Origin of the sequence: Embleya sp. NPDC020630, assembly GCF_044334985.1 — a bacterium.
Taxonomy (GTDB): domain Bacteria; phylum Actinomycetota; class Actinomycetes; order Streptomycetales; family Streptomycetaceae; genus Embleya.
In genome coordinates this window covers 1-24,786 of record NZ_JBIRUB010000044.1, presented here as the reverse complement: position 1 = coordinate 24,786, position 24,786 = coordinate 1, and the positions used below count along the sequence as shown (strand labels likewise).

Sequence of the window (24,786 nt, the reverse complement as noted above, 5' to 3'; positions counted from 1 at the left end):
TTGAAGGACTGAAGGACCGAAAGGGCGACCCACCGGCCCCGGCGCCTCCCGAAGCCTCCCGCAATTGCGGTCGCGACGGAACTCGCGGTGGTGGCGGATGTGATGCCCGCTCGAGCCTGCGCAATCACGGAAACATCGATCACCTGGAGGACACCATGACCGGCTTGCTGCTCGAGAACAAGAACGCTGTGATCCATGGCGGCGGGGGCGCCATCGGCGGCGCCGTCGCGCGGGTATTCGCCCGGGAGGGTGCGCGGGTCTTCATCGCAGGACGCACACAGGCCAAGCTCGACGCCGTGGCGCGTGACATCGCCGCCGCGGGCGGAACGGTCGAGACCGCGCTGGTCGACGTCTTCGATCAACAGGCGGTCGACGCGCACGCCGACGCGGTCGCGGCGACGGCCGGGAGTATCGACATCGCCCTCAACGCCGTGAGTGTCATGCACGACCAGGGCACTTTGCTGGCGGACCTCTCCCTCGAGGAGTTCATGCGGCCGATCGACGGTTTTCTGCGGTCGCTGTTCATCACCAGCAAGGCTGTGGCACGGCACATGGGTCACAAGCGCCCCGGCGTCGTCCTGACCTTGTCCGAGCCGGGTGCCAAGCTGGCCGTGGGCGGCATCCTGGGGCACGGGGTGAGTGCGGCCGGCAAGGAGGCGTTCTCGCGACTACTGGCCGCGGAGCTGGCACCCGGCAACATCCGGGTGATCGGCATCCGTCCGCACGCCGTCGTCGACGCGCCGGCGGCCGGTTCCTACACCAAGGAACTCTTCGGGCAAACCGCGGCGGCGGCGGGGCAGTCGGTTCAGGAAATGCTCGAAAGCGGGGGCATGGTGGAGGGGACGCTGTTGAAGAGGCTGCCCACGCTCTCCGAAATCGCGGAGACGGCCGCGTTCCTGGCCTCGGATCGAGCCGGCGCCATGACCGGGACGATCGCCAATCTGTCCGCCGGCGCACTTGTCGACTGAGGCCGCTGTGCGCGATCGGGCCGACAAGGCCGAACTGCTTCGCTCCCTGCACGTCCCGGGCGCTCCGCTGGTGCTGCCGAACGCCTGGGACGTGGGCAGCGCCCGCACCATCGTCGACGCGGGCTTCCCGGTGGTCGCGACCGCGAGCAACGCGATCGCCGCCGCTCTGGGCTACGACGACGGTGAGGGTGCTCCGAGCGCGGAGATGATGTTCGTTGCCCGTCGCATCGCAGCCTCCGTCGATGTGCCGGTCACCGTCGACGCCGAGGCCGGCTACGGGATGGCGCCCGAGGAACTGGTAGAACTGCTGAGCGGTATCGGAGTCGTCGGTTGCAACATCGAGGACAGCGATCACGCCGGCGGCGGCCTGATCGACGTCGACGTCCGTGCCACCTATATCGCGCGGATGCGCGCAGCCGCCGACCGTATCGGGGTGCCGCTGGTCATCAACGCCCGGATCGACTCCTTCTTCCCCACCTCGCCTCTGGCCGAGCATCGCAGGCGTGCCGATGCGATCGGCAGGGCCAAGGCGTACCGGTCGGCCGGCGCCGACTGCGTGTTCCCACCCGGAGCCGGGCCAGACGACCTCCGAGCCATCGTCGCCGCGGTCGACGCGCCGGTGAACGGGGGCCTTCTGCTGAAAGGCGGGTCGCTCGCCGAGCTCCGTGCCATCGGTGTGGCCCGGGTCTCCGTGGGACCCCAGCTGTACCGCAGCGCACTCGCCCACCTGCATGTCGATCTCCGGCATCTCCTCGACACCCGGAAGTGACGGGCCGTCACTGCCGCGTGCGCGGTGGTGAACGACGAGGACGAAGTCGCAAAGGCGTACCGGCGCACGGCGCGTGGTCGTGCGACGGGGCGGGGGCGTCCACGCATTGCGCCTTCGCGACGAAGTGGGCTCGGTGCGGTTCGTCGGTTCGTCGGCACGCCGCGAACGGGCGTCGGCCGTGAAGCCGCAGGAGGGGACGGCGCGAAGTACGAGAGTGATGGTACGGCGTCGACGGATCTGTCGTCCTCGCCACCGGGGGAAAGGACGCGCCGCTCCGAACTACCCGGCCATCGCGGCCTTCCACGCTTGGTACAGGAGACCGTCGTCGACGTGCAGGGTCCAGCCGTCGTCGGCGTATCCGCGCAGGAGGTCGGTGAGCCCCGGGTGGTCGGGTGCGATGGGCTCAATCCCAAGGAGGCTGTGCAGTGCTGTCGGCAGGACCGCGGTCCACAGCGTTTCGAAACGCCACCGGACCTCGGTGACGCCCTCGGCTTTCGGCGGGCACTGACGTGCTCCCTTTCGTCTACCGGGTCACCAAGTAGATCGCGCCGATCGCGACGAACGCGGCCACTACATCGGCACCGTCGATTCGGACAGCGACTGCGGACCTGTCGAGTCGGCCTACCTGCGGGCGGTGGCCGCCTTCATCGAGGACGCCGGCATCAACCACCTGGCCGTCCGAGAGCCGCAAATCTCGTTCGATCTCGTCTACTTCGGCGCGGAGCCGGCCCCCGAAGGGCATGGACCGGCGGGTCTCTTCCCGTCGGGCCTCGCCGATTCCACGACGGCGCGCGGGTCTCGCTCACCCTCGGCCTGGAACTCGTCCGGGCGATGCTCCGAGGCGACGGTGTCTGGTGCCGACTGGAGGTGGAAGGCGCGTTCACCGTGCATGTCGGTTGGGACCAGTACGTCTACATCGGCAGCAGCGAACCCTGCGAGGAAGCACTGGTCCGCACCCGCGAATTCGGCCTGTTCCCGGAACGCCTGGATGCCTCCCCCTACGAGGCCCACTACGACGAGCGGGGTGAACAGCGTCCCGCCGACGACGCCTTCTGGGCCCGGCTGCGCTGGTGTGTGGCCACGCGACAGGCGGGGATGCTGAAGGATCGGCGATCCGGGCGATCCGGGGCGGGTTGCCTATCGCACACGACCGTTCTCCCTGGTCGCGACCCCCGAATGCCCGCTGCCGTGCGCGGACTTCTTCCCTGGGCCAACCCTCGGGCGGGTTGGCCCGGTCGAATGCCGCGCGGTGCCCGGCTCTCCGGCCGCCGCGGCCGGGGTGGTCGTTCGGGTGCGGGCCGCCGTTCCCGGCCCTGGCCGCGCGGTCGTGCCGCCGGCCGCGTCCGGTCCGGTGAAGGTATGCAAGCTGTGCCGGCATCGGACCGGATGAATGCACTAGATGCCCAAGTGTTTACTCTCCGTGTTCTGGGGGAGGCGGGGTGTACCGAATCGGCTTGTTGTCCAGGAGGAGAAGATGGCTTCCACGCCGAGTCAGCCGTACGGCACCGTGGTCAGCGAGAACGGGGTGAACGTGCGCGAGTTTCCGAGCACCGACTCCTCTGTCGTCGCCCGATTGCCCCATGGCTCCACGGTGGGGCTGCGGTGCAAGGTGCACGCCCAGAACATCGACGGCAACGACATCTGGTACCTGCTCCGAGACCGGCCCGGATGGGTCACGGCCCGCTTCGTCGACAACACCGGCAACGTCCCGCTCTGCGGAGACGTGACCAACGGGGGGGACACCGGCTGAACGGCAAAGACTCCGGCCGTCCCGGACGCGTCCGTTCGACTACCCCGGAGCCGGCGCGTTCGGCGTCTGCCCCGCAATCCAGGACCCCCGAACCCTCGCCCGCGCCACGACGCAGGTCGAAGACGGGCTGTCAGCGGTTCGGGTCCTCCCCGGTCGGCACCGGGACTGAGAGGAGCACCGGCATGCCGTCCGGCCTGCGTATGGCAGCCGCACCGCCCAGGAGATCTTCGACGAAGGCGGGAAGATCATCAACCCGGCCGTCCAGAGCGTGGTGGAGCGTCTGCCCGCCCCGCTCCTCGATGCCGTCCGCTACCACTACGGCTGGGCCGGCAAGGACGGCGGTCCGGTCATCGGCCGGCGCGGCGGTGTGGGACGCCGGGGCCTGGTGCTTCCGCTGCTGTGTGCGGGCGCCGACGGCGGTCCCGCCGAACGGGGCCTTGCCGCAACCGTCGTCGGCGATCTCCTGGTGAACACCTCGATCATCCACGACGACGTCCTCGACCGGGATCCGGTGCGCCGCGGCCGGCCTGCGCTGTGGGCGGCCTACGGCACCGAGTGCGCCCTCATGGCCGGCGACGCCCTCCTGGGGCTGGCCTTCTCCGTCCTGGGCGAGCAAGACCACCCGCGCACCCATCAGGCGTTGCGGATGATGAGCGATTGCTGGAGCAGGCTGTGCGCGGGCCAAGCGTGCGACACCGGCCAGGAGGGCCGTACCGGGACATCTCTCGAACAGGCCGTCGCGGTGAACCAGGCCAAGGCCGCGGAAGGCCTGCGCGGCGTGTTCTGCCTGCCCGTCCTGTTCACCGACGCCACCAGCGAGCAGGTGGAGGCCGTCGGCCGGTACGGCTTCCACTTCGGCATGGCCGCGCAGTACCACAACGACGTGACGGACGTCTGGCCCACGCTCGACCGAGGCCGCGCCCCCGGCGGCGACATCCGCCGACGCAAGATGACGCCCATGGTCACGGTCGCGCTCTCATCCGGGCACTGCGACAGCGATCGCCTCGCCGCCTACTACGACGGCCGCCACGAGCCCCGGGAGGAGGAAGTCGCGGCCGTCGCCGACCTCATCGACCGATGCGGCGGCCGGGCGTGGGCCGTCGCCCGGAACCGCGAGCACATGCGCCTGGCCGCCGAGCACCTCCGCGCGGCGCACTCGCCGCCCGCCCTCTACGACGACATCCTTGCCACCGGCGCCCGCTACTTGGCCTGAGCCGCTGGGACTTGATGAACCGGCCGCGCGGAGCCAAGGACGCCCGGTTGCGGATCCCTCCGAACGGCGTCGAGGTGGCCGGGCTGTGGGATGGGCCGCGGATCTGGCGTCGTGCCGCAAGTTCGCGCCGACCGCGCGCAACCGGGCCCGACAGACAGGTTGCGTTGTCACGGCTCGGGGACTGCAGGGGACGGGAACCGGCTCGAGACGCGTCCGTCGAGCAGCCGTCCGGCGGCGATCTTGCCGACGCGTCGCATCGCGGTGGAGTTCGCGACCGTCGGCTCGCCGGGTACAGGGGCGGCCCGCGTCGATCCTCGGCCGGGCGTGGCGGAGAGTCAACGTCGTCCCGCACGAGGTGTGGGAACGCCACTGTCCCGGCACGGCGTTCACTCCGTCTGGGCCGCGCATGTGGTGCACGCCGGTCCCCGAAACGCTGTCCTGGACCATCGACTCCGGCTGCACCGCGCTGCCCTACCTCGACACCGCGGCGGCCAACGCCCTGCTTCGGCAACTCGTCCCGAACGCGCAGGCGCCGACGCACCCTCTTCGCGGCCGGCGGCGACCTCGACTGGTCCGCCGGCGCCGCCCGGCACGGCCGCACCATCAGCCGCCTGTGCTCACGCGACCCCGGCTGCGCGCCGCGCTCCACATCGACACCACCCTGGTCGACTTCGTGGACGTCGTACGCCGCTTCCCGCAGGCGTACCAGCCACACCCGGCCCACCTGGCGGCGGACCGGCTCGCTGCGGAGTGCGCGGCCACCGCCCGGTTCCTCGGCCGGACCCGGGCGTGGCTCCCCGAGATCACCCAGGCGTTCGGCACGCCGGACCGGGGCGGCCCGACCGGCCGCGTGCAGAGCCTTCCGACCTGCGGACAAGCCGGTGGTCATGCCCCTGATCAGCGGTCTGTCGATGCCTCCGGAGCCGGTGACACCACCCCCAGGCCATGCGTTCGACAGGGGGAGAAAGTCATGCCGACTCCGGAGGCCAGGCGCCCCATTGCGGGGCCACGAAGAAGGTAATGGGGGAGGGGCGCGATCGATCCGTCTGCTGCCGGCTCACCACCGGGGGCCACCCGATCATCCGGAAACCGCACGGACGCGACGAACGGCGAGGTGCCGCAATATCGTTCGGTCCGGCGAGACGGCGGGTGTGTCCAGACGTCGGCATGCCCGGGACGCCGGAAAGGTCTCGCCGGGTCGGAAGTTTGGGGGCGGTGTGCCGATGGGCGGAGTGGCGTGGGGCACCGAGCTCACGGATGACGATCCGCGGCGTCTGGGGTCGTTCACGCCACTGCGCCTGCTCGGGCAGGGAGGGATGGGCAGGGTCTATCTCGCGCAAGGGCAAAGCACTCGCCTGTACGCGGTGAAGACGATCCGCGCCCATCTCGCCGAAGAACCCGGGTTCCGTGCGCGTTTCGTCCACGAGGCGCGGTCGGCGCAGCGGGTGGGCGCAGCGTTCACCGCCCCCGTGGTCGCGGTATCCGCCGAGGATGCGCCCGTGCCGTGGATCGCAACGGCATTCGTCCCCGCCCCGGCGCTCGACGTCTTGGTCGCACACTGCGGCGTGCTGCCACCGCTCGCTGTGTGGTGGCTGGCCGCGGGGATCGCCGAGGCCCTCGAGTCGGTACACCGCGCCGGGTTGGTGCACCGGGACCTGAAACCGGGGAACGTCCTGGTGACCCTTGACGGTCCGCGTGTCATCGACTTCGGTATCGCGAAGTCCGTGGAGGACAGCGCGACATCGCATACGGCGACAGGGCAACTGCTGGGCACCCCCGGCTATATGGCACCTGAACACATCCGCGGCGGTGCCGTGACGCACAGCGACGTCTTCGCACTGGGAGCGGTGCTGAAGTTCGCCGCCACCGGCCACCCTCCGTTCACCGGTCGCAGCGCGTGGGAGACGTTCGAACGGACTCTCTACGAAGACCCGGATCTCCGCGGCATGCCCGATGAATTGACCACCCTGGTGGCGCGGTGCCTCGCCAAGGACCCACGGGAGCGCATCACTTCCCAGGAGGTGCTCAAGAGGTTCGAGACCGTCAGGTGCGGTGTCGCGCAGGCGCATCTGGCGGCAAGTTGGCTGCCGGACATAGCGGTGAAGCTGATCGAGAGTTCGGCGCTGACTACGGCACCGGGGTCGCCCGCGCACGCTCGCCAGGCGCAAGCGACGCTCGTGGTGACGGTCGCCGCCACCACGGAGAAGAACGGCGCCGGCCAACGGACGCCCGTGCTCGGCGACTCCGGCGACACGGCCGCGACCCGGGACATGTACGCGGCCCAGGCCGCCGCCCGCGAACGCGAACTCGGCCCGGACCATCCGGAGACCCTCAGAGCACGCTCCAGGCATGCCGGGGCCACCGGGGACGCGGGGGACGCCGGCCAGGCCCGAGAGCTCTACGCCGCGGGTGTCGCCGACTTCACGCGCGTGCTGGGACCGGACCACCCCGACACCCTTCACATGCGCCGCGCGCACGCCGTCTGGACGGCGAGGGCCGGGGACAAGGCGCTTGCCTGCGCCCTCCTGGAGACGCTGATCGCCGACCGCGCCCGAATCTTCGTACCCGACCACCCCGACACGCTTTCCACCCGCGCATGGCACGCCGGACTGCTCGGCGAACTCGGTGACGCGGCGAAGGCGCGGAGCTGTTTCGCCGATCTGGCGTCCGACTGCGCGCGAGCGCTCGCCCCGGACCATGCGACGACATTGTCGGTCGCCCAGTCGCTCGGGTCATGGACCGGCAGGGCGGGAGACCCCGCGAAGGCGCGGGAGCTGTACGCCGAGCTGATCCCCGGCGTGGAGCGGACCTGCGGCCCCGATCATCCGCACTTGCTCGTCGCCCGCGACAACCTCGCGCATTGGACCGACGAGTCCGGTGACGCGGCCGGGGCTCGGGATCTGTACGCCGCTCTGGCATCGCATCGCGAACGCCTGCTCGGCCCCGACCACGGCGACACGCTCGGCACTCGCCACAGGCACGCCCTTTCGACGGCAAAAGCCGGCGACACGGTGCGGGCGAGGGACCTGTTCGCTTCCTTGGTCCGCGACCGTGCCCGGGTGCTTGGACCCGATCATCCGGACACCCTGCGGTCCCGGCGCCAACACGCGCGACTGACCGGCCTGGCGGCGACGCCGCCACGGCCCGCGAGCTCTTCACCGGCCCGGCCCGAGCGAAAGAGGGACGCAACCCCCAACCAATGACGTGTGCTCCCCAACGGTCCCCAGGGCGCACTGCCTCGTGGGGGCGGGCATGGAGGCTCAGGCGGGCGACCTTCCCCGGCGTGTGCTCGCCGAGCGGCCGGAACGGATCCCGGCCGGGAGTCAAGGCGCGGACGTCGACGCGAAGGCGCGCAGACGTGTCGCGTCCCGACTGGGCGGTGCGCCGAACTGCCGCCGGTATTCCCGGCTGAACTGCGAGGCGCTGTCGTAGCCGACCCGGCGGCTGACTCCGGCGATGTCGTGCGCGTGGGACCCTGTACGAGGAAGGCATCCGCGACCGGGTCACCGGCCGCAACGTCAACCCGGACCTCGCCGGATACCACATCGCCGCGCACGCCGACATCCCCGACGTCGAAGCCGACTTCGTCCCCGACCACGAACCCGACGACCCTTCCGGCATCAAGGGCGTGGGGGAGATCGGCACCGTCGGCACCGCGGCGGCCATCGCCAACGCGGTCTGGCACGCCACCGGGACCAGACAGCGGAGCCTGCCCCTCCGGCTGGACCGCGTCCTGGAAGACCGACCACCGACAGGGGAGTGAACCGGACGTGCTTCGCGAGGTCTGGCCGTTCGTCGACGACTGCCGGCGTACGGGTCTTCCCGTCGTACTGGCCCGGCTCATCGGCCGCGACGGCCCCGGAGCCCGGCCGCTCGGCGCGACGATGGCCGTGGCGGGGGACGGGACCTGGCGCGGCTCGCTTTCCGGTGGCTGCGTCGAGGGCATCGTCCTCGACGCAGCTCGGGACGTGCTCGCCGGAGCGCCATCCGCCGTGATCCCGGTGTCACCCGGTGGGTACCTGCTGCCCTGGGAGGAAACACCCTCCTGTGCCGGGGAGTTGCGAGTCCTCATCGCCGCCGCCCCGGCCGACCCGGTCCATTCCCGGATCACCACGGCGCTGGCCGAGGACCGGCGGCTGTTCGTCCGGGTCGCCCTGAGACCGCCGTATCCCTGGTCGGTGTCTGCGGAACTACATCAACTCCCGCAGTCCGGGGCGGCGTTCACGGAGATTCTGGCCGGCCGTTCGAAGCTGCTCCTGATCGGTGCCACGGACCTCGCCGCGATCATCGCCACCCTGGCCGGATCGCTGGGGCGTGACGTCGTCGTCCTGGACCCCCGGCCGGGCCACGTGGCTTCGGGGGATCCCTTCGGCGGCGCCACGGTCGTCCGCGCCTGGGCGGACGAATGGATCACCCGTCATCCCCTCGGCCCCCGAGACGCCGTCGTCGCCCTCAGCCACGATCCGCGAATCGACGACCGGGCCCTGCGGGCAGCCCTGTCCGGCCCCGCCGGATATGTCGCGGCCCTCGGCAGCCGGGCCACCCACACGCAACGCCTGCGACGACTGGCCGAAGTCCCCGGAGTGCACCGGATATCCGGCCCGGCGGGCCTCGATCTGGGCGGGGGCGACCTGGCCGACACCGCGTTGGCCATCCTCGCCGAGCTTGTGGCGGTGGAGAACGGCCGCGGCGGGCAGCGGCTGCGGGAGGGGGAACTGCCGATCCGCGTGGTCGGCCCGGTGGCAGGAGCTCACGGGTGACCGGGCCCGGAACGCGGCGCAGCTGGGGGCGAGTCCCCAGGCCGGCCATCCTTCGACGGTGTCGATGCGGGCCGGAGGTGAGGTGACGGAGTCTGCGCCACGCTCCGGGCCCTGCCTCACAGCTCCCACCAAGCCGCCTCCTCCGGCGTCTTGCCCACGTCCACGCGGTCCCCCGGCCGCGGCAGGGCCAGGCGAACGCCGGTCGCCTTCGCCTCGACGCGCAGGCGCTCCACCGGCTCGGTCCACGGGTGCGGCGCCAGGCTGAACGTCGCCCAGTGCACCGGCAGCAGTAGGCCGCCACCCAGGTCGAGATGGGCGGCGACGGCCTCTTCCGGGGTCATGTGGATGTCGGGCCAGTTCCGGTTGTACGCGCCGATCGGCATCAGTGTCAGGTCGAACGGACCGTGTTCGCCGCCGATTCGGGCGTAGCCGTCGAAGTAGCCCGAATCGCCGGCGTAGAAGACCTTGCGCTCCGCGCCCGCGACGACCCAGGAGCCCCACAGGGTGTCGTTGCGCCTGAACGTGCGGCCGGAGAAGTGCCGGGCGGCGGTCGCGGTGAATCGCAGACCGGCGACCTCGGCCTCTTCCTCCCAGTCGAGTTCGATGATGCGTTCGGCCGGGACCTTCCAGCGCTCCAGGTGTGCGCCGATGCCAAGCGGCACGATGAAGGGCGCGGTCTGTGCGGCGGTCAGTTCGAGTATGGTCGCCCGATCCAGGTGGTCGTAGTGGTCATGGGAGACGACCACCGCGTCGAGCGCTGGGAGGGTGGTGAGCGGCACGGGATTGGGATGCAGCCGCTTCGGGCCGACCAGTTGCGATGGCGACACCCGCTTGCTCCACACCGGGTCGAACAGGACCCGCCGTCCCTCGATCTCCACGAGTGTGCCGGCATGGCCGTACCAGACAGCGCTCACGCCGTCGGTGGATTCCGGGGTCGCCGGGTGCGCGACCAGCGGAACCGGCCCCGCCGGGTGCCGCCGGTCGCGGTTGCCGATCATCTCCCGGACGACCTGTGGCGGCGGCCCACTTGGTACGGCGACACTCGAGGGCACCGAGTTGTGGAACGTCCCGTCGTGGAACCGCGGCGAACGCAGCATCCGTGCCAGGCGTTCGCCGGATGCCTTGCCGCCGAACTCGGCGGGCACGTCCCGCAGCGTCCATCCGGCGATGGCGAGCGCCGCCGCGCCCGCGGTCAGCCGCCGCTTCGACCCTGCTTCCATGTGGGCTCTCCTTGTTTGTGTGTCATCCGTCATGCGTTTGCCCGGGCTGTTTCGTCGGGAGTGAAATCGCCGAGGACGGCGCGCCAACGGTTTGGGCCATGACGGCCTGCGCGGTATTGCCGGCGAAGACCCGGTGGCGGTCCTCCTCGCCGGTTCACCCTCGGTGACGTGGACGATGTCGGGGTCGGACGCGGAGCGGGAGACGAGGCGGACGACGCAGGGTCCGTCCGCGCCGGGGCTGTCCGCGTTCGGGTCGCTCAACAGCAAGTGGACCAGCCGCTCGCCCATTGCGGTCCGGGCCGTCGGGACGGCATTGAAACCATGGGCGGGCGATCACGGAATCCCTCTTCCTCACGGTGGAGTTCGATGAATTCATTGAACCGCTCCGACCTGCGGAAACGTTAGAACAATGCTCGCTCGTGCATGCATAATCCTCCCGGATTCGGGAGCCTGCGACGGAGAGACGCTCTGCCTGCGGTCAGTGCCGGCGGGTGGTGATCGCCGCCGCCCAGGTGTGGAGCATGGCGCCGTCGTCGCCTCGTGCGAGGCGTCGGCGGACCCGGTGCGCGAGTCGATCTCGGGGAGCACCCCCGTGTCGAGGGGCCCGGTAACCGGACCTCGCGCTGCCAATACCGGTGCCGGAGGCACCACACGCGGTCCGCGGGCGGGCCCGGAAGCTTGCCGTCGGTGCCCAGGACGCGTATCCGCGCGCCGCTCGTCCGCCTCGGCGTCGTGTCTTCCTCGTCGATGCCGGTCGGCACCACCGCGTCGTCGGTCGGGCGGACCGGTCGGTGCCGGGACGACGCACTCGCCGAGTCGTTCTTCGGTTCAAGTCCGTCTGCCAGGAGCATTCACCGGCAGACGGCGCACACGAGGGAGCGAAATCGGCGCGTCCCGGCGCGGATTTGCTACACCACGAGACGGGACGCCATCTGCTTCGGGGGTGCATGGTGTCGGGTTCGGCTTTGCTGTCCGGATTCTCGCGCGTCAGGTTTTCGAGCCTGGCCATCGCCGCGTCGAAGCCGGCCTCGGGTCTCTCGACCTCACCGAGTCGGCCGCTGCCGCGGGCCTCGTGAATGCGCTCGCGGATTCCGGACGATCTCGATGAAGTGGCCCCGAGGGGGTCCGTCCGGAGGACCGGGCGGTGGATACGGGCTTCTTCGAACCATCCGCTGTCGTGCGCGAGCAGTCGGCCTCACCGGAACCACCGAACTCCATGCCCGGGACGGCCCAGTCCGGCGGCGGGGATTCGATCCCTGTTCCGATCGCCACCGGACTCGGTCCGGCGAGTCCGGCGAGTCCGGCGAGTCCGGCGAGCACGACTGTGTTCAGCGGCGCAGGGCGGTCTCCCGCCCGACGCGCGACAGCTTTTCGGGGTTTCGCACGAAGTACAGGCCGGTGATCAGGCCGCCCTCGGTCCGCACCGTCACGACACCGTCCATCGCCTCGCCGGTCCGGATGATCAGCGCCGGGTGGCCGTTGACCTGGACCGACTGCGCCGACGCGGAGCCTGCGATCCTTCCCAGCCCCACCGTGAGCAGCTCGGAGACCGGGTCGATACCCACGATGGGTGACAGCGCGGCCGGAACGACCCCGCCGCCGTCGCTCAGGAAGACGACGTCGGGGGCGAGCAGGTCGAGCAAACTCTGCAGATTTCCCGTTTCGACGGCCTGTTGGAAGGCGAGCAGGGCCACGCGGTTCTCGGCCGGGGAAACGGCCGCGCGCGGTCGGCGCGCGGCGACGTGGTTCCGTGCCCGGTGGGCGATCTGCCGGACGGTGACCCGGTTCTTGCCGACGGCCTCGGCGATCTCGTCGTAGTCCAGGTCGAACACCTCCCGCAGCACGAACACCGCGCGCTCGGTCGGCGTCAGCGTCTCCAGCACCAGCAGCATCGCCATCGAGACGCCCTCGGCCAGTTCGACGTCCTCGGCGACGTCGGGAGCGGTCAGCAGCGGCTCCGGCAGCCAGGGGCCGACGTAGGTCTCCCTGCGCCGGCGCAGCGAACGCAGCCGGCCCAGCGCCTGGCGGGTGGCGATCCGGACCAGGTACGCGCGGGGTTCTCGCACGATCCCCGGGTCGACGTCCACCCACCGCATCCAGGTCTCCTGCAGGACGTCCTCGGCATCGGCGGCCGAGCCGAGCATCTCGTAGGCCACGGTGAAAAGGAGGTTGCGGTGGGCGACGAAAATCTCGGTGGCGCGATCCACGCCGTCCCCTTCGGCGCCCGGCGGGGTGGTCTCTTCGGTTCGGTCACTGCGTTCGCTCATCACCGGCTCCTGTCCGTTCCTGTTCGTGGTGCCACGCACGAGATGCCGGTCGTGCCCTCGGCGTGACATCCGATCTCGGTGACGTACGCCACATCGCCGCGGCGTCACGCGGCGCGGGTGGCCGGCATCTCCTGTACGACTTCGCCCGACGACGTGCAAGGAGCACACCATGACCGCTCGACTGGATCTGTTCGGGAACCCGACCGCGACCGCGGCCAGGGCCGCCGCCCACTTCGGTGCGGCGAGCAGGACGATCCTGCAGGATTCGAGTCTGCCCGCCCCGACCCGGACCCTGGTGCTGCTGCGCGCCAGCCAGATCAACGGTGACGCCTACGCGACCGACGTGTGGACCAAGAACGCCGCGGCGGCCGGCGAGACCGCGGTCCGCGTCAACCTGGTCGCCGCCTGGCGCGAGTCCACGGTCTTCACCGACGCCGAACGCGCGGCGCTGGAACTCACCGAGCAGGGCACCCGGATCGCCGACGCGGCCGGCGGCGTCGACGACGAGGTCTGGAACCGAGTACGCGAGCACTACGACGACGACCAATCGGCCGACCTGGTGATGCTCGTCGCCCTCATGAACGCGACCAATCGCATGTCGGTCATCGTCCGCCAGGCCGGTGGGGAGTACGAGCCCGTCGGCCTCGGTTAGCCGACGGTCGGCGTCCCCGATCCGCAATACCTCGCGCGCAGGCCCCGCGCGAGAGCCGAACCCACAAGTGAGGACACAACGATGGAACCCCGATTCGACCTGATGGCCAACGACCTCGGCGCCAAGATCGCCAAGCGGATCTACAACGTCGCCCTGGCGATCGTCGACTCGCCGCTTCCCCGGACCACCCAGGACCTGGTGATGCTGCGCGCCAGCCAGATCAACGGCTGCGGCTTCTGCGTCGACTACCACACCAAGGACGCCGCAGCCGCCGGAGAGAGCGCGGTCCGCGTGAATCTGGTTGCCGCCTGGCGCGAGTCCACGGTCTTCACCGACGCCGAACGCGCGGCGCTGGAACTGACCGAGCAGGGCACCCGGATCGCCGACGCCCACCCCGGCGTGTCGGATGAGACCTGGAGCCGCGTACGCGAGCACTACACCGACGACCAGATCGCCGCACTCGTCTCCCTGATCGCCATGATCAACGCCAACAACCGGCTCAACGTGATCATCCGCAACCCCGGAGGCTCCTACCGACCCGGTCGGTTCGCCGACATGGCCAACTGACCGGCGCGCCCACCGCCGCCCGGCGCCCGCACGGGTCCGCCGCCGGCGGTGGGCGGGCCGCGGCCCCCAACAGGCGCAGGTCCTCCGTCCACCGCCGGATGCGTGGGGCGCCGGCTCGAAACGTCTTTCGACCGGCCAGGATCCGCCGGCAGCTACTGCGGCACCACCCTGGCGAGCTGCCAGAAGCCAAAAAACCTGACAATCGAACCTCAAGCGGAATCCACGCCGCAAGGTTCGGTGCCGGAGAGCGTGAGGGGTACGGTCATCCACCGATCACGGCTCGGGCTCGGGTCCGTCCGTGCTCCGGGAGCCGGCCTGTGTGGTGCGAGGCGCACGCCCACCTGTCCAGTGCTCACGCCCATCAGCCCGGCGGGCACGCCATCCCATCAGCAGTCCGGCCTCCCGGCCGTCCAGCAGGGGCACGGTCTGACACCAGAGCTCGAACGGCGTGGGTGAGGAAAGTGCTCACCTGCCGGCGGCCACTCATTGAGTCTCACTCACGACCCGATGAGCCCCATTAGGTCAGGCCACCGTCGACGGTCAAGCTCTGACCGGTGATCCAGGCGGCATCGGGGGAGGCGAGGAAGGCGACGACGTTCGCGATGTCCTCGGGTCGGCCCAGTCGGCCCAGTGGGGTGCGTGCGACGAGTACGTCGGTGGGTGCGCCGGCGGCGGCGAAGCCGTCGGTGTCGGTGGGTCCCGGCAGGACGCTGTTGACGGTGATGCCGCGGTGGCCCATCTCGCGGGCGAAGCCGCGTACGAGTTGTTCCCCGGCGGCCTTGGCGGCGGCGTACAGGGCCTCGCCGGGTGGGGAGAGCCTGGTGGCCACCGACGAGACGTAGACGATGCGCCCGCCGTCGCGCATGCGTCGCCCGGCCGTGCGCAGTGCGAGGAAGGTGGCTCGGGCATTCAGGTCGAACACGTGCTCGTAGTCCTCGTCGGCGGCGTCGGCGAGGGGGCCGCGGACGAAGCCGGCGGCGTTGTGCACCAAGACGTCCAGGCCGCCCAAGTGCTGCTCGGCCGCGTCGATCAGTGCCCCCAATTCGCGGGGGACGGCGGCGTTCGCACGTACCGCCAGGGCGCGGCCGCCCAGTTCCTCCACGGCCGTGACCACCTCGCGGGCGGCGACGGCGTTCGCGTGGTAGTTGACGACGACGGCCGATCCGTCGGCGGCCAGGCGCAGGGCCGTGGCCCGGCCTATCCCGCGGGAGCTTCCCGTGACGACCGCGACACGCTGACGCTTGCTCGACATGACGACCCCATTCAGTCGATATCATCGATAGTCTGCATCATCGACTAAATAGTCGATGTCATGGACTTGTCAAGTACGCTCCACTCATGGCGAAGTCGACTCCCGACGCGGAACTGGCGCGTGTACTGCTGGAGATGTGCTGTGTGGTCGAGGGAATCAGGGGCACCGTCAGCCGCGACCTCGAACTCACCCCACAACAGTCGCAACTGCTCACCGCCGTGGCCGAACACGAACTGACACACGGCGAGTTGGCGGCCCGGCTGCACTGCGACAAGACCAATGTCACCGGACTGGTGGACCGACTCGAACGGCGCAACCTGGTGCGCCGGAGGCCCGACCCGAACGATCGACGAGTCGCCAGGGTCCATCCGACCGATCAGGGCGTGGAATTGGTCGCGCGCTTCAGGGACGCGGTGACGGCGGCGATCGAAACGCGACTCGCGGCCTGGCCGTCCGACCTACGACTGCGATTCGCCGAACTGGCCCGAACCGCGGCCGCAGCCCTCCACTCCTGACACGGACCGCGAGCGCCTCGTGGCAGTGGTCGGCGGGCGGGGAGTGTGTGGTGCGGCCCACAGGGGCCCGACCGGCACCGGTGCCCGCGGGCCGCACCCCAGGAGGGTCGGGCGCCGATGCCGACCACGCCGGACGACTCGTACGACTTCGACATCGAGACGGGCGCCGTGAAACCGGCGGACTCGGCCCGTTGAGCCGTCGGCCGCAACGCCGACGGGTTCCCGATCCCGACGGGCAACAATGCCGCGGTCCTTCGCCGTGCCTCCACCGGCTCCCGATGCGTGCCTCTCGATGATCGGCAAGTCCCGCTCACGAGGGTGAAGTCCGACGATGTCTCGGCCGGGAGTCCTTCCGAGTCCGCGCGCACCTCCCGCGACCTGGCGATCGGCCGCGCGGTGAACACCCCCACCGGCGGCCCGATCACGGTCGTTGCCTATCCGTCTCGGCAACCTGCGTCGACATCATGGCTTGCCCAACGCCGGGTTCGCCGTACCGTGTTCCGATCGCCGGATCGACGCCGATGGCGAATGTGGGTCCAGAGGAGGCCGCCGAGCGCTGTGCCGACCAGTGATCCGGTCGCCTGGGCGGCGATGTACGGGAGGACGGCCCGCCCGGGAAAGGCTCCGAGACGCCACAGGGCCACGGTGACGGCGGGGTTCAGGTGTCCGGCGGAGTATCGCCCGGAAGGCGACAGGATGAGCGCGGTCAGCAGCACGCCGACGAGTGCGCCGAGTACGACCGGTGCGAGGTCCGGATTCCGGATCGCCGTGGGCGAGTCGGGCGCGAGCAGCCATCGCATCGCGGTGACGACGAGGAAGAGCAGCAGCGCGGTGAGGCCGAATTCGTGTGCGGCGCGGCGCGCGGTGTGTCGGGGCGGCTCGATCGTGGGCACTCGGCCGGTGAGGTCGGGCCGTTGCGGGGGAGAGGCCGGGGAGGGCTTCGGGAGAGACGACGTGCGGGAGGGTGGGTCTGGATTCGGGGGTGGCTTTCTGGGCCGCATGAGGGGGTGACCTCGATGGTGTGTGGTGCGTGCCGACAGGACTGCGGGGGTGGGGAACCCGGCGGCGCGAGGGGTTCCCCACCGCCGTTCGGCCGTCGTCAGCGAGCCGTGTGCGCGGCTTCCAGCCAGTTGAGGAATTCGCAGGCGAAGTGCCACTGGTGGCCGGTGAAGACGTGCTCGGGGGCGCCGGCGGGGAACTGGATCGTCAGGCGGATGCGCAGGCCGTTCGGACCGTCGCCGAACTCGTGCATGACGCGGCAGATCTCGGTGCCGTCCGTGAGCCGGCCGGTGCCGCCGATGCGCACGGGGTAGGTCTCGTGGCCCTCGTCCTCGATCTCGACGCCGTCGTGGAAGGTGAGAAAGAAGCGCAGCGGTCCGGAGCCGATGGTCTCGATGATCTCGACGACCCCGTGCGCGGAGTCGGCGAGGTAGTGCTCGGGGTTGGCCGAGAGCAATGCCGTCCGGTCGGCGCTCGCGAGCCGGCCCTGCCACCAGGTCAAGAACTCCTCGGCGGTGATCCCGCCGATCTCCAGCTCGGTCACGGCGGACCGCCAGACGCCGCCCGAGGCGTCCGGCAGCGGAGCCACGATCTCGTCCGCCACGCGGAGGTCCTCGGCGAGCAGTTCCCGCATCGACGCGTCGCCGATCCGGTTCTTGAGCAGGGTGAGCGCGTTCCGGGCACGGTCCAGCTCCCACCGGCGGATGTCGTCCTGCGTGTACTCCGTGCCGTCGATCACGGTCCGGACGGTCAGCGCGCCGTTCATGGCGTGCTCCTTTCGACGAGATGAGCCGCTTAAGCGGAGAGAAGCTCTCCGCTTCTGGAACGATAGCATAGACGGAGAGAAACTCTCCGATTCGATGGAGCAAGGGAAGGCGGTACATCGTGCGGGCGGACGCGGCACGCAGCAGGCGGCGGATTCTCGACGCGGCCCTGGACGTTTTCCTGACGCGCGGCCTCGACGCGCCGCTGGATCTGATCGTGCGGCAGGCCGGAATCGGGCCCGGCAGGCTCTACCGGCGCCTCCCCGACCGGGAGGCGCTCGTTCGGGACCTGACCGGCGACCTGCTCACCCGCCTGGAGAACGTTGCCGAAGCGGCCGCGCGGCGGACGGCGACGCCTTCGGAGGCCGTACGCCGCTTCGTCCACGCGGTGGCGGATCTGCGGACGGGCGCGGCCATCCTCGTCCCGCTCGAAGGCCTCGTCGTCGACTACCGCGTGCCCGGGTGGAGACGGGCTCGCCTCAATGCGTGACCTGTCGATGCCGAGGCGGGGCGCGGCGTCAGTGGATCTTCGCGTTCGTTCTGCCGGCGATCTCGTCGGTGGTGACGCCCGGTGCCGTCTCGACGAGGACCAGGCCGTCCTCGGTGACGTCCAGGACGCCGAGATCGGTGATGATCCGGTCCACGCAGGCCTTGCCGGTGAGCGGCAGGTCGCACCGCTCGACGATTTTCGGGCTGCCGTCCTTGGCGGTGTGGGACATGGTGACGATGACCCGTCGGGCGCCGTGCACCAGGTCCATGGCACCTCCGATGCCGGTCACCATCCTGCCGGGGATGGCCCAGTTGGCGAGGTCGCCGTTCCGGGAGACCTGCATGGCGCCGAGCACGGCGGTTTCGATGTGGCCACCGCGAATCATGCCGAAGGACAGGGCCGAGTCGAAGAAGGAGGCACCGGGCAGCACGGTGACCGTCTCCTTGCCCGCGTTGATCAGGTCGGGGTCCACCTCGTCCTCGTATGGGAACCGGCCGGTGCCGAGGATGCCGTTCTCCGACTCCAATACGACGTGGACGCCGTCGGGCAGGTGGTTGGGGGATCAGCGTCGGCAGGCCGATTTTGAGGTTGACGTACTCGCCGTCACGCAGCTCGCGGGCCGCGCGCGCGGCCACCTCGTCGCGTGTCCAGGCCATCAGGCCCGCACCTGCCTGGGTGTGGTGGTGACCTTCTCGATCTTCTTGTCGGTGGCCTGCTCGGGGGCGAGCGCGACCACGCGCTGCACGAAGATGCCCGGCAGGTGGACCTGGTCGGGGTCGATCCCGCCGGGTTCGACCAACTCCTCCGCCATTTGCCGAGATGGCCGTCCGAATGCGCGAGCGGCTCCGAATGTCCGGGTCGGAGCGGCGATCCCCCGTGGCGTCGCGCCCGCTGTTCCGGGACGCGGCCGGGCGCGGGATGCCGGACCCGGCCCCTGGAGTTGCCCGGCCGTCAGCGCGGACCGGGTGCGGCATCCTGGGGGTTCCGAAAGCGACTGATCATTTCGCAGAGGAGATCGACGACCTCTGCCGAGGTGTTCGCCTGTCCGTAGGTGTAGAAGTCCGGGCGGACGAGGATCGCCCGCGCGTTCGAGGAGGCGAACCAGCGGTCGTACGTACCGTCGAAGTCGACATAGGAGCCCGGGAACTCGACGGGGGCTTTGGAGACGTAGACCACGCTGATCCCGATGAAGTCGGACACCGCGTCACAGACCCGGCGAGCATCCTCGGCAAGGCAACGATCGGCGCAGAACAGCGTCCACCCCGATCCCGCCACGTCGTCGAAGCGCTTGACCTTGTCCTCGTGGACGATCAGGCCTTGTACTCCGAGCCGGCCCCGAGTACCGGAGGCGCCGTCGGTGTTGCTGAGGAAGCCCGTCGTCAGGGTCGGCAGCGGGGGTATGGGCGGCAGTCCGTCGCGGCGAATCTCGGCGTCCCGCGCGGCCGCCTTCCGCGGGTCGGTCTCGCACAGGATGGCGCCGAGCGAGATCGCGATCCGGGTGATCTCGCGGACGTGGTCGCCTCGTTCCCGCGTGTAGGTCTCCAGGATGTCGTCCGAGGCGGTGCCGTTCAGGACCAGGTCCAGTTTCCAGGCGAGGTTGGCGGCGTCACGGATTCCCGAGCACATTCCCTGTCCCAGGAACGGTGGCATGAGGTGCGCGGCGTCACCGGCCAGGATCGCGCGGCCGCTGACGAAGTCGTGGGCGACGAGGGAGTGGAAGGTGTAGAGGGTCCGTCGGATCAGCGTCGCGTTCTCGGGGGTCACGCCCCAGCGTTCGAGCTTGTTCCAGCAGCCGGCCTCGCTGACGAGTTCGGCGGGGTCTTCCCCCGGCATCAGCATGAACTCCCACCGGGCGTGCTCGCGGGCCAGCCAGCGGAAGAGGGTCACGGGACGCTCGGGGTCGCACATCTGACCGGACGCGGGCATCGCGATCCTCCGGTCCGGTTCGTGGAGTCTGACGTCCACGATGGAGAGCGTCTCGGAGAATCCGAAGTCGTCCCACGTGATGCCGGCCGCCTTGCGGACGAACGAGTTGGCTCCGTCGGCTCCGATGACGTAGCGGGCGCGCACCGTCGTGGTGGCGCCGTTCGGCTCCCAGCCCTGTCCGTCCTGCGTCCCGCCGCGGAAGGTCGTCTCCACCCAGTCCTCGTGTTGTTCGAGGCCGACCGCTTCCCAGCCGCGGTGGACGGAGACGTTCTCGTGGGCTTCGGCCGCCTGCGAGAGCAGGGCCTCGAGATCGGGCTGGTAGAAGATGTAGTCGGATCTCCAGGACGACGTGGTGGGCCTGCCCCAGTCGATCCGGAAGAGGAGATCTCCGTTGCCGTCGATCCAGTCGTACTCGCTCGCCGGGACGGCCCGCGCCTCGAACCGGTCGGCGACCCCGATCGATTGGAGGATGCGTACGATCTCGTCGTCGACGTGCCCGGCCCTGGGAAGCGGATACGGCAGTTCCCAGCGCTCGTACACGCCGACCTTCCAGCCCTTTTGCCCGAGCAGGGCGGCCAGTGACTGGCCCACCGGGCCGTATCCGACGATGCAGACGTCCAGGTCGATCGACGCCGCGCTCATCGCTTGGTCCCCGACCGGGTGGCCGTCCCGGATCCGGCCGGAGCGAGCGGCCGGATACGCGCCTCGTGGCGCATGGTCCCCACCCCGTCGACGGTGGTTTCGATGACGTCTCCGTCGTGCAGGAAACGCGGAGGTGTGCGGCCGATGCCGACCCCCGAGGGGGTTCCGGTGAAGATCAGGTCGCCGGGCCGCAGCACGACGATGTCGGAGAGGTAGGCGATCACCTTCGGGATGTCGAAGATGAGGTCCTTGGTGGATCCGCTCTGGACGGTCTCGCCGTTGACGGTACAGGTGATGCCGATGTCGTCCCGATCATCGAACTCGTCCGGTGTGACGATGAACGGCCCGACCGGTCCGTAGCCGGGGCGGGACTTGCCCAGGGTGGGCCGGCTGTTCACGCCCAGCCGGTTTTGCACCGACCGGTCGGAGATATCCTGACCGGCGGTGATGCCCGCCACGTGGCCCCATGCCTCGGACTCGGGGACCCGGTGGGCGGTCCGTCCGATCACCACGACCACCTCGGCCTCCCAGTCGACCGTGTCGTCGGCGATCGTGACCGGTCCGAACGGGGCCGCGAGGCACGACGTGAACTTCGCGAACACGAACGGGTGCTCGGGAATGGCGAGGCCGGACTCGACCGCGTGGCTCACGTAGTTGAGGCCGATGCACATGATCTGTCCGGGTGCCGGCGAGGGACACAGAAGGTCGTTCTCGCTCCAGGTGACGCTCGTCCCGGGGGGAGGCGAACCGCGGTCGAGCCGGGCCGTCCGCGCGGTGACCTCCTCCCACCGGAGCAGCGCGGTGCGCGGGTCGGCAAGGCTCTCGTCCCCAGCGGCACGGGCCAGGTCGATGCCGCCGGCTCTGCCCGTGACGAGGGTCGAGCGGCCGTTGACGTTTGCGAATCTCACGGGTTGCCCCAGGGGTTTCCGAGTCCGGCCACGTCGATGGCGGATGCTGGTTGATCGGTGGTCGAGACGGCCGGCAGGACTTCGAGGAACGCCTCCGGCAAGGGGTTGCTGAGGTGGAAGTCGGAGGATCCCTGGGCCGGAGTCCACTTGACCGGCTCGTGGTCCGGGGCGATGCGCTGAAGGCCGGGGGAGACGACCTCCAGCCGCATTCCTCCGGGTTCGCGCACGTAGACCGAGACGGACTCCCCGTGCCCATGGCGTCCCGGGCCCCATTCGATGGAAGTTCCGGATTCGCGGAAGATCTCGGCGGCACGGAAGACGTCGGCGCGCTCGTCGACCTGCAGGGCGAAGTGGTGGAATCGGCCCCGATACCCGGAGTCGTCTCGCAGGAAGGCCAGTTGAAACGCCGAACCGGTGGACAGGGTCGCGAAGATGGCCGGCCCTCCGTCGGGCACCTCCGTCCATTCGGTGAGGAGGACGCCGAGGTTCCTCTCGTACCACCGCGCATCCCCGAGCACGTCCGCGGAGGGGAAGTTCACGTGGTCGAGATGGCGGGCCGCGATTCCGCGGGCGGGGTTGCGCTGTGGGCGGGTGGGCAGCGGCGAGGCAAGGTGCAGAGGTGCCCGGTAGTGCTCGGCCTCCCAGAAGAGCTTCTGCTTCTGCCCGTTGGGACCGACGAAGAGATACGCCCTTCCCTGCCGGGGTGCCGGTTCCTGCCAGCCCAGGCCCGCGTTGTCCGCGCCGAGGCGCCGTGCCGCGAGATCGAGGGCCTCGGCGCTCCTGGCCCGCCATCCGATGTGGCCGAGGCCCGTCGTCGGGCTCCGCGTGAGGATCAGGTCGTAGGGGAGGTAGTTGCCCCATGTCCTGAGGAAGACCGAATCGCCGTGTTCGAGGACAACCTCCATGCCGAGGAGGTCATGGAAGAACACGACGCTCTCCTCGAGCCTGGGTGTGCGGATTTCGACGTGCGCGAGGTGCGCGACGAGGTGGTCCATCTGCATCCCTTTCCGCTGGTCGTGGGCGTGCTTCGTCGGGACGCCGCATGCCGATGTGTTCCTGGGGTCGTGGTCGCCAAGGGACGCGCATGACGTCGCGTTCGGCGATCACATGGCCCGCGAGGCTCCGGAGATGCGGGTCTCGGATGCGGAGTGGTGTCCGCCGCGACCTCGCGAAAGCATTTTTAGCACGCTGTCCGATAATGGGGAAGGGGCGGTGGCCCCCGCATCCCGGGAGGCCTGGGCGAGCTTGTCGGCGGGGTCCGAGGTCGGGCGAGCCGGGCGGCGGAGCGGGCTTGCCCGAGAATCGACAGGTCGGCATAGGCGGCAACCGGGTGGGGGATTCGCGCGTGAGCGCATTCAGGCCACCGGGCCGCAACGAGCGTTGGCGGGTGACCCGGCGGCGCCGCCCGCCATGTCGCCCACGCCGCCGCCGCGAGAGGATAGGATTAATAAGACGATGTTCTATAATCCGAATCCGGAGGGAATCCTTGACCGAGAGCACCACTGAGAGCGCCACCGAGAGTGCGACCAGGGGGCGGCCGGCTCACATCGACCGCTTCCGTGTGCGAGACGCCGCACTCGCCCTTCTCGAGGAACTCGGGTTCGAGGACGTCAGTACGGCGCAGATCGCATCCGCCGTAGGGATCAGCAGGTCGAGCCTGGCCCGCTTCTACCCCACAAAACACCAGATCGTCTGGGAGGGGCTCGACGACCTCTCATGGCGACTCTCCGCACAGCTCGAACAGCTTCCGCGGCAGGGCTCGGTCTCGGCGAGGCTCAGGACGGCCATCGAGGCGGCCCTGGCCCTTCCCGCGAGCGAACTGAGCATTCTCCGAACACGGCTTCGGCTCGTACGGGACAACCCCGGCCTTCAGGTGAAGCGAGCCTACGGGCGAGACCCCCTCGCCCGAGTCGTCGTCGCCTTCATCGCCGCCAACTCGAGAACGGCCTACACCGAAGGTGAACTGTCCTGCCTGGCCGCGCTCGTCGCCACAGCCGTCGACACGGCACTCATCGAATGGAGCGGCTCGAACGAGACACAGCCGATGAGGTACATCGACGACTGCCTGGACTTCATCCTCCCGATCCTCTGACCCGGCATGCCGCCCCGGCGAAGAACCCCAGCCGCCCGCCTCACCTGCTCCGACGGTGCCCGACACGCCTTCGCCGAATCGCTCGGCGACGTCCGCGGCGCGGGCGCGGGCGCGGTGGGGTGGTCGGGAGATCGGGCCTCGGCCGTGTTCGGGCGGCGGGGAGACGACGGCGATTCGCTACGCTGGGTGCTCGGATGATCCCACGCGGTCAGGGGAATCTTGTGGTCGAACACTCTCACCCGCTCGCTGCGCGTGAGCGGCAGGCACTCGTCGATCTGTTGACGCGGTTCGATTATTTCCTGGACACGAAGGATTTCGAGAGTTACGCCCGCTGCTTCACTCCCGATGGTGTGTTGTCGCTGCCATCGGGCGAGGTCCGCGCCCCTGACGTGGCGGAGTTCGTGCGTCGGGATCTGGGGCGCTTCGACCGCACCCACCACATGACCGGTAATCACATCTTCGAGACGGGGGACGACGGTGTCCGGATGCGGGCCAACCTGCTCGCGGTCCACCGCCACAGCGCCGATCCCCGGGGGCACTGGGACGTGGGTGCGGTGTATCACTGCGTGTGCGAACACACCGACGACGGCTGGCGGTTCGCCCTCGTCGTGCTGGAGGTCGTCTGGGAGAACGGCCGGGCGGACCCCTTCTCCCAAAGCTCGGGTCCGGACGCGACCGGCCCTGCGGTTCGGTGACACCCGATGTCCGCGCGGGAGCGGGTTCCCGCGCCCAGGGACGGCGGATCCGTCATGAGAGTGCCGCACATGTCGTGGCAGAGGTCGAACACCAGTTGCGGGAGAGATTCGCGGCGTGGACTTCGCTCGGCAGGAGGAATCCGCCGTGCGCGGTTTCGCCGTCGAAGGTGGCGGTGAAGCGGTGTTCGTGGTGGCGACGGCCGTCCGGGTTGCCCCAGCGGGGCAGAGAGATCGATGCCAGAGCGCCGGAGGGTGTCACTGCCACCGTCACCTCCTGCGCGTAACCGGCGACGGCGAAACGGGCGACGGCTCGGGTGTCGTCCACCGGCTGCCAACG

General features: G+C 70.0%; 22 protein-coding genes and 4 pseudogenes. 14 read left to right on the top strand and 12 right to left on the bottom strand.

Features of this window, described 5'->3' with window-relative positions; translation table 11 throughout:
- The first annotated feature begins 155 nt into the window (after positions 1 to 155).
- From ACH4XV_RS47420 to ACH4XV_RS47395, 6 genes are all read left to right on the top strand, one after another.
- On the top strand, positions 156 to 968 hold the full coding sequence (locus tag ACH4XV_RS47420; protein WP_395800680.1) for an SDR family NAD(P)-dependent oxidoreductase: 813 nt from the start codon (positions 156 to 158) through the stop codon (positions 966 to 968).
- 7 nt (positions 969 to 975) lie between these two features.
- The gene (locus tag ACH4XV_RS47415) at positions 976 to 1,737 is read left to right on the top strand and encodes an isocitrate lyase/phosphoenolpyruvate mutase family protein (protein WP_395800678.1); all 762 of its coding nucleotides are present in this window, start codon (positions 976 to 978) and stop codon (positions 1,735 to 1,737) included.
- Positions 1,738 to 3,211: 1,474 nt separating this feature from the next.
- Positions 3,212 to 3,487, top strand: coding sequence for an SH3 domain-containing protein (locus tag ACH4XV_RS47410; RefSeq protein WP_395800676.1), 276 nt, complete (start codon positions 3,212 to 3,214; stop codon positions 3,485 to 3,487).
- 268 nt (positions 3,488 to 3,755) lie between these two features.
- Positions 3,756 to 4,700 (top strand): polyprenyl synthetase family protein, encoded by a 945-nt coding sequence (locus ACH4XV_RS47405; RefSeq protein ID WP_395800674.1) that lies wholly within the window; start codon positions 3,756 to 3,758, stop codon positions 4,698 to 4,700.
- 406 nt (positions 4,701 to 5,106) lie between these two features.
- Positions 5,107 to 5,721 carry a hypothetical protein gene (locus ACH4XV_RS47400; RefSeq protein ID WP_395800672.1) on the top strand — a complete coding sequence of 205 codons (615 nt, stop codon included), beginning with the start codon at positions 5,107 to 5,109 and terminating at the stop codon, positions 5,719 to 5,721.
- 211 nt (positions 5,722 to 5,932) lie between these two features.
- Positions 5,933 to 7,903, top strand: a complete 1,971-nt coding sequence (locus ACH4XV_RS47395; RefSeq protein ID WP_395800670.1) for a tetratricopeptide repeat protein — start codon at positions 5,933 to 5,935, stop codon at positions 7,901 to 7,903.
- A 120-nt stretch (positions 7,904 to 8,023) separates the two neighbouring features.
- On the opposite strand, the pseudogene ACH4XV_RS47390 reads toward ACH4XV_RS47395, so the two are convergent.
- A pseudogene (locus tag ACH4XV_RS47390) lies at positions 8,024 to 8,161 on the bottom strand (AraC family transcriptional regulator); the annotation flags it as partial.
- A 14-nt stretch (positions 8,162 to 8,175) separates the two neighbouring features.
- Between ACH4XV_RS47390 and ACH4XV_RS47385 the strand changes: the two are divergent.
- Both ACH4XV_RS47385 and ACH4XV_RS47380 read left to right on the top strand, forming a co-directional pair.
- Positions 8,176 to 8,463, top strand: a pseudogene (locus ACH4XV_RS47385) (xanthine dehydrogenase family protein molybdopterin-binding subunit); the annotation flags it as partial.
- Positions 8,464 to 8,470: 7 nt separating this feature from the next.
- On the top strand, positions 8,471 to 9,460 hold the full coding sequence (locus ACH4XV_RS47380; protein WP_395800668.1) for an XdhC family protein: 990 nt from the start codon (positions 8,471 to 8,473) through the stop codon (positions 9,458 to 9,460).
- Between the two features lie 116 nt (positions 9,461 to 9,576).
- Here the strand turns inward: ACH4XV_RS47380 and ACH4XV_RS47375 are convergent, their stop codons facing one another.
- On the bottom strand, positions 9,577 to 10,680 hold the full coding sequence (locus ACH4XV_RS47375) for an MBL fold metallo-hydrolase (protein ID WP_395800666.1): 1,104 nt from the start codon (positions 10,678 to 10,680) through the stop codon (positions 9,577 to 9,579).
- Positions 10,681 to 12,008: 1,328 nt separating this feature from the next.
- The gene (locus ACH4XV_RS47370; RefSeq protein WP_395800664.1) at positions 12,009 to 12,947 is read right to left on the bottom strand and encodes an RNA polymerase sigma-70 factor; all 939 of its coding nucleotides are present in this window, start codon (positions 12,945 to 12,947) and stop codon (positions 12,009 to 12,011) included.
- 169 nt (positions 12,948 to 13,116) lie between these two features.
- Between ACH4XV_RS47370 and ACH4XV_RS47365 the strand changes: the two genes are divergently transcribed.
- Together ACH4XV_RS47365 and ACH4XV_RS47360 are read left to right on the top strand one after the other, a co-directional pair.
- Positions 13,117 to 13,599, top strand: coding sequence for a carboxymuconolactone decarboxylase family protein (locus tag ACH4XV_RS47365; protein ID WP_395800662.1), 483 nt, complete (start codon positions 13,117 to 13,119; stop codon positions 13,597 to 13,599).
- Between the two features lie 81 nt (positions 13,600 to 13,680).
- Positions 13,681 to 14,166 carry a carboxymuconolactone decarboxylase family protein gene (locus ACH4XV_RS47360; RefSeq protein ID WP_395800660.1) on the top strand — a complete coding sequence of 162 codons (486 nt, stop codon included), beginning with the start codon at positions 13,681 to 13,683 and terminating at the stop codon, positions 14,164 to 14,166.
- Positions 14,167 to 14,683: 517 nt separating this feature from the next.
- On the opposite strand, the gene ACH4XV_RS47355 is transcribed toward ACH4XV_RS47360, so the two are convergent.
- Positions 14,684 to 15,418, bottom strand: coding sequence for an SDR family oxidoreductase (locus ACH4XV_RS47355; RefSeq protein WP_395800658.1), 735 nt, complete (start codon positions 15,416 to 15,418; stop codon positions 14,684 to 14,686).
- A gap of 86 nt (positions 15,419 to 15,504) precedes the next feature.
- Here ACH4XV_RS47355 and ACH4XV_RS47350 point away from each other — a divergent pair, with 86 nt between their 5' ends.
- A complete protein-coding gene (locus ACH4XV_RS47350) occupies positions 15,505 to 15,933 on the top strand; it encodes a MarR family winged helix-turn-helix transcriptional regulator (RefSeq protein ID WP_395800656.1) in 429 nt (142 codons plus the stop codon).
- 434 nt (positions 15,934 to 16,367) lie between these two features.
- On the opposite strand, the gene ACH4XV_RS47345 is transcribed toward ACH4XV_RS47350, so the two are convergent.
- Both ACH4XV_RS47345 and ACH4XV_RS47340 read right to left on the bottom strand, forming a co-directional pair.
- Positions 16,368 to 16,826, bottom strand: a complete 459-nt coding sequence (locus ACH4XV_RS47345) for an aquaporin (RefSeq protein WP_395800654.1) — start codon at positions 16,824 to 16,826, stop codon at positions 16,368 to 16,370.
- A 206-nt stretch (positions 16,827 to 17,032) separates the two neighbouring features.
- Positions 17,033 to 17,698, bottom strand: coding sequence for a hypothetical protein (locus ACH4XV_RS47340; RefSeq protein WP_395800652.1), 666 nt, complete (start codon positions 17,696 to 17,698; stop codon positions 17,033 to 17,035).
- A gap of 119 nt (positions 17,699 to 17,817) precedes the next feature.
- Here ACH4XV_RS47340 and ACH4XV_RS47335 point away from each other — a divergent pair, with 119 nt between their 5' ends.
- Entirely contained in the window at positions 17,818 to 18,186 is a 369-nt protein-coding gene (locus tag ACH4XV_RS47335; protein ID WP_395800650.1) for a helix-turn-helix domain-containing protein, read from the top strand.
- A gap of 28 nt (positions 18,187 to 18,214) precedes the next feature.
- Here ACH4XV_RS47335 and ACH4XV_RS47330 read toward each other — a convergent pair.
- The 5 genes and pseudogenes from ACH4XV_RS47330 to ACH4XV_RS47310 form a co-directional block, all read right to left on the bottom strand.
- A pseudogene (locus tag ACH4XV_RS47330) lies at positions 18,215 to 18,842 on the bottom strand (CoA transferase subunit B).
- A pseudogene (locus ACH4XV_RS47325) lies at positions 18,842 to 18,994 on the bottom strand (succinyl-CoA--3-ketoacid-CoA transferase); the annotation flags it as partial. The pseudogenes ACH4XV_RS47325 and ACH4XV_RS47330, both read right to left, overlap by 1 nt.
- Before the next feature lie 143 nt (positions 18,995 to 19,137).
- Positions 19,138 to 20,754 (bottom strand): bifunctional 3-(3-hydroxy-phenyl)propionate/3-hydroxycinnamic acid hydroxylase, encoded by a 1,617-nt coding sequence (locus ACH4XV_RS47320; protein ID WP_395800648.1) that lies wholly within the window; start codon positions 20,752 to 20,754, stop codon positions 19,138 to 19,140.
- Entirely contained in the window at positions 20,751 to 21,662 is a 912-nt protein-coding gene (locus ACH4XV_RS47315; RefSeq protein ID WP_395800646.1) for a fumarylacetoacetate hydrolase family protein, read from the bottom strand. The genes ACH4XV_RS47320 and ACH4XV_RS47315 overlap by 4 nt, the downstream gene beginning before the upstream one ends.
- Positions 21,659 to 22,657, bottom strand: coding sequence for a VOC family protein (locus ACH4XV_RS47310; RefSeq protein WP_395800644.1), 999 nt, complete (start codon positions 22,655 to 22,657; stop codon positions 21,659 to 21,661). The genes ACH4XV_RS47315 and ACH4XV_RS47310 overlap by 4 nt, the downstream gene beginning before the upstream one ends.
- A gap of 491 nt (positions 22,658 to 23,148) precedes the next feature.
- Here ACH4XV_RS47310 and ACH4XV_RS47305 point away from each other — a divergent pair, with 491 nt between their 5' ends.
- A complete protein-coding gene (locus ACH4XV_RS47305) occupies positions 23,149 to 23,754 on the top strand; it encodes a TetR/AcrR family transcriptional regulator (protein ID WP_395800642.1) in 606 nt (201 codons plus the stop codon).
- Complete coding sequence (locus tag ACH4XV_RS47300) at positions 23,679 to 24,449, top strand: nuclear transport factor 2 family protein (RefSeq protein WP_395800640.1); 771 nt, start codon at positions 23,679 to 23,681, stop codon at positions 24,447 to 24,449. Before ACH4XV_RS47305 ends, ACH4XV_RS47300 begins: the two co-directional genes overlap by 76 nt.
- A gap of 52 nt (positions 24,450 to 24,501) precedes the next feature.
- On the opposite strand, the gene ACH4XV_RS47295 is transcribed toward ACH4XV_RS47300, so the two are convergent.
- A partial coding sequence (locus ACH4XV_RS47295) for a DUF6544 family protein (RefSeq protein WP_395800638.1) occupies positions 24,502 to 24,786 on the bottom strand: 285 nt, incomplete at its 5' end.

Excerpts from the sequence above, each read along its gene's own strand:
- ACH4XV_RS47420 (WP_395800680.1), top strand. The coding sequence starts at position 156 with ATGACCGGCTTGCTGCTCGAGAACAAGAACGCTGTGATCCATGGCGGC.
- ACH4XV_RS47410 (WP_395800676.1), top strand. The coding sequence starts at position 3,212 with ATGGCTTCCACGCCGAGTCAGCCGTACGGCACCGTGGTCAGCGAGAAC.
- ACH4XV_RS47400 (WP_395800672.1), top strand. The coding sequence starts at position 5,107 with ATGTGGTGCACGCCGGTCCCCGAAACGCTGTCCTGGACCATCGACTCC.
- ACH4XV_RS47375 (WP_395800666.1), bottom strand. The coding sequence starts at position 10,680 with ATGGAAGCAGGGTCGAAGCGGCGGCTGACCGCGGGCGCGGCGGCGCTC.
- ACH4XV_RS47370 (WP_395800664.1), bottom strand. The coding sequence starts at position 12,947 with ATGAGCGAACGCAGTGACCGAACCGAAGAGACCACCCCGCCGGGCGCC.
- ACH4XV_RS47365 (WP_395800662.1), top strand. The coding sequence starts at position 13,117 with ATGACCGCTCGACTGGATCTGTTCGGGAACCCGACCGCGACCGCGGCC.
- ACH4XV_RS47360 (WP_395800660.1), top strand. The coding sequence starts at position 13,681 with ATGGAACCCCGATTCGACCTGATGGCCAACGACCTCGGCGCCAAGATC.
- ACH4XV_RS47355 (WP_395800658.1), bottom strand. The coding sequence starts at position 15,418 with ATGTCGAGCAAGCGTCAGCGTGTCGCGGTCGTCACGGGAAGCTCCCGC.
- ACH4XV_RS47350 (WP_395800656.1), top strand. The coding sequence starts at position 15,505 with ATGGCGAAGTCGACTCCCGACGCGGAACTGGCGCGTGTACTGCTGGAG.
- ACH4XV_RS47340 (WP_395800652.1), bottom strand. The coding sequence starts at position 17,698 with ATGAACGGCGCGCTGACCGTCCGGACCGTGATCGACGGCACGGAGTAC.
- ACH4XV_RS47320 (WP_395800648.1), bottom strand. The coding sequence starts at position 20,754 with ATGAGCGCGGCGTCGATCGACCTGGACGTCTGCATCGTCGGATACGGC.
- ACH4XV_RS47310 (WP_395800644.1), bottom strand. The coding sequence starts at position 22,657 with ATGGACCACCTCGTCGCGCACCTCGCGCACGTCGAAATCCGCACACCC.
- ACH4XV_RS47300 (WP_395800640.1), top strand. The coding sequence starts at position 23,679 with ATGGAGCGGCTCGAACGAGACACAGCCGATGAGGTACATCGACGACTG.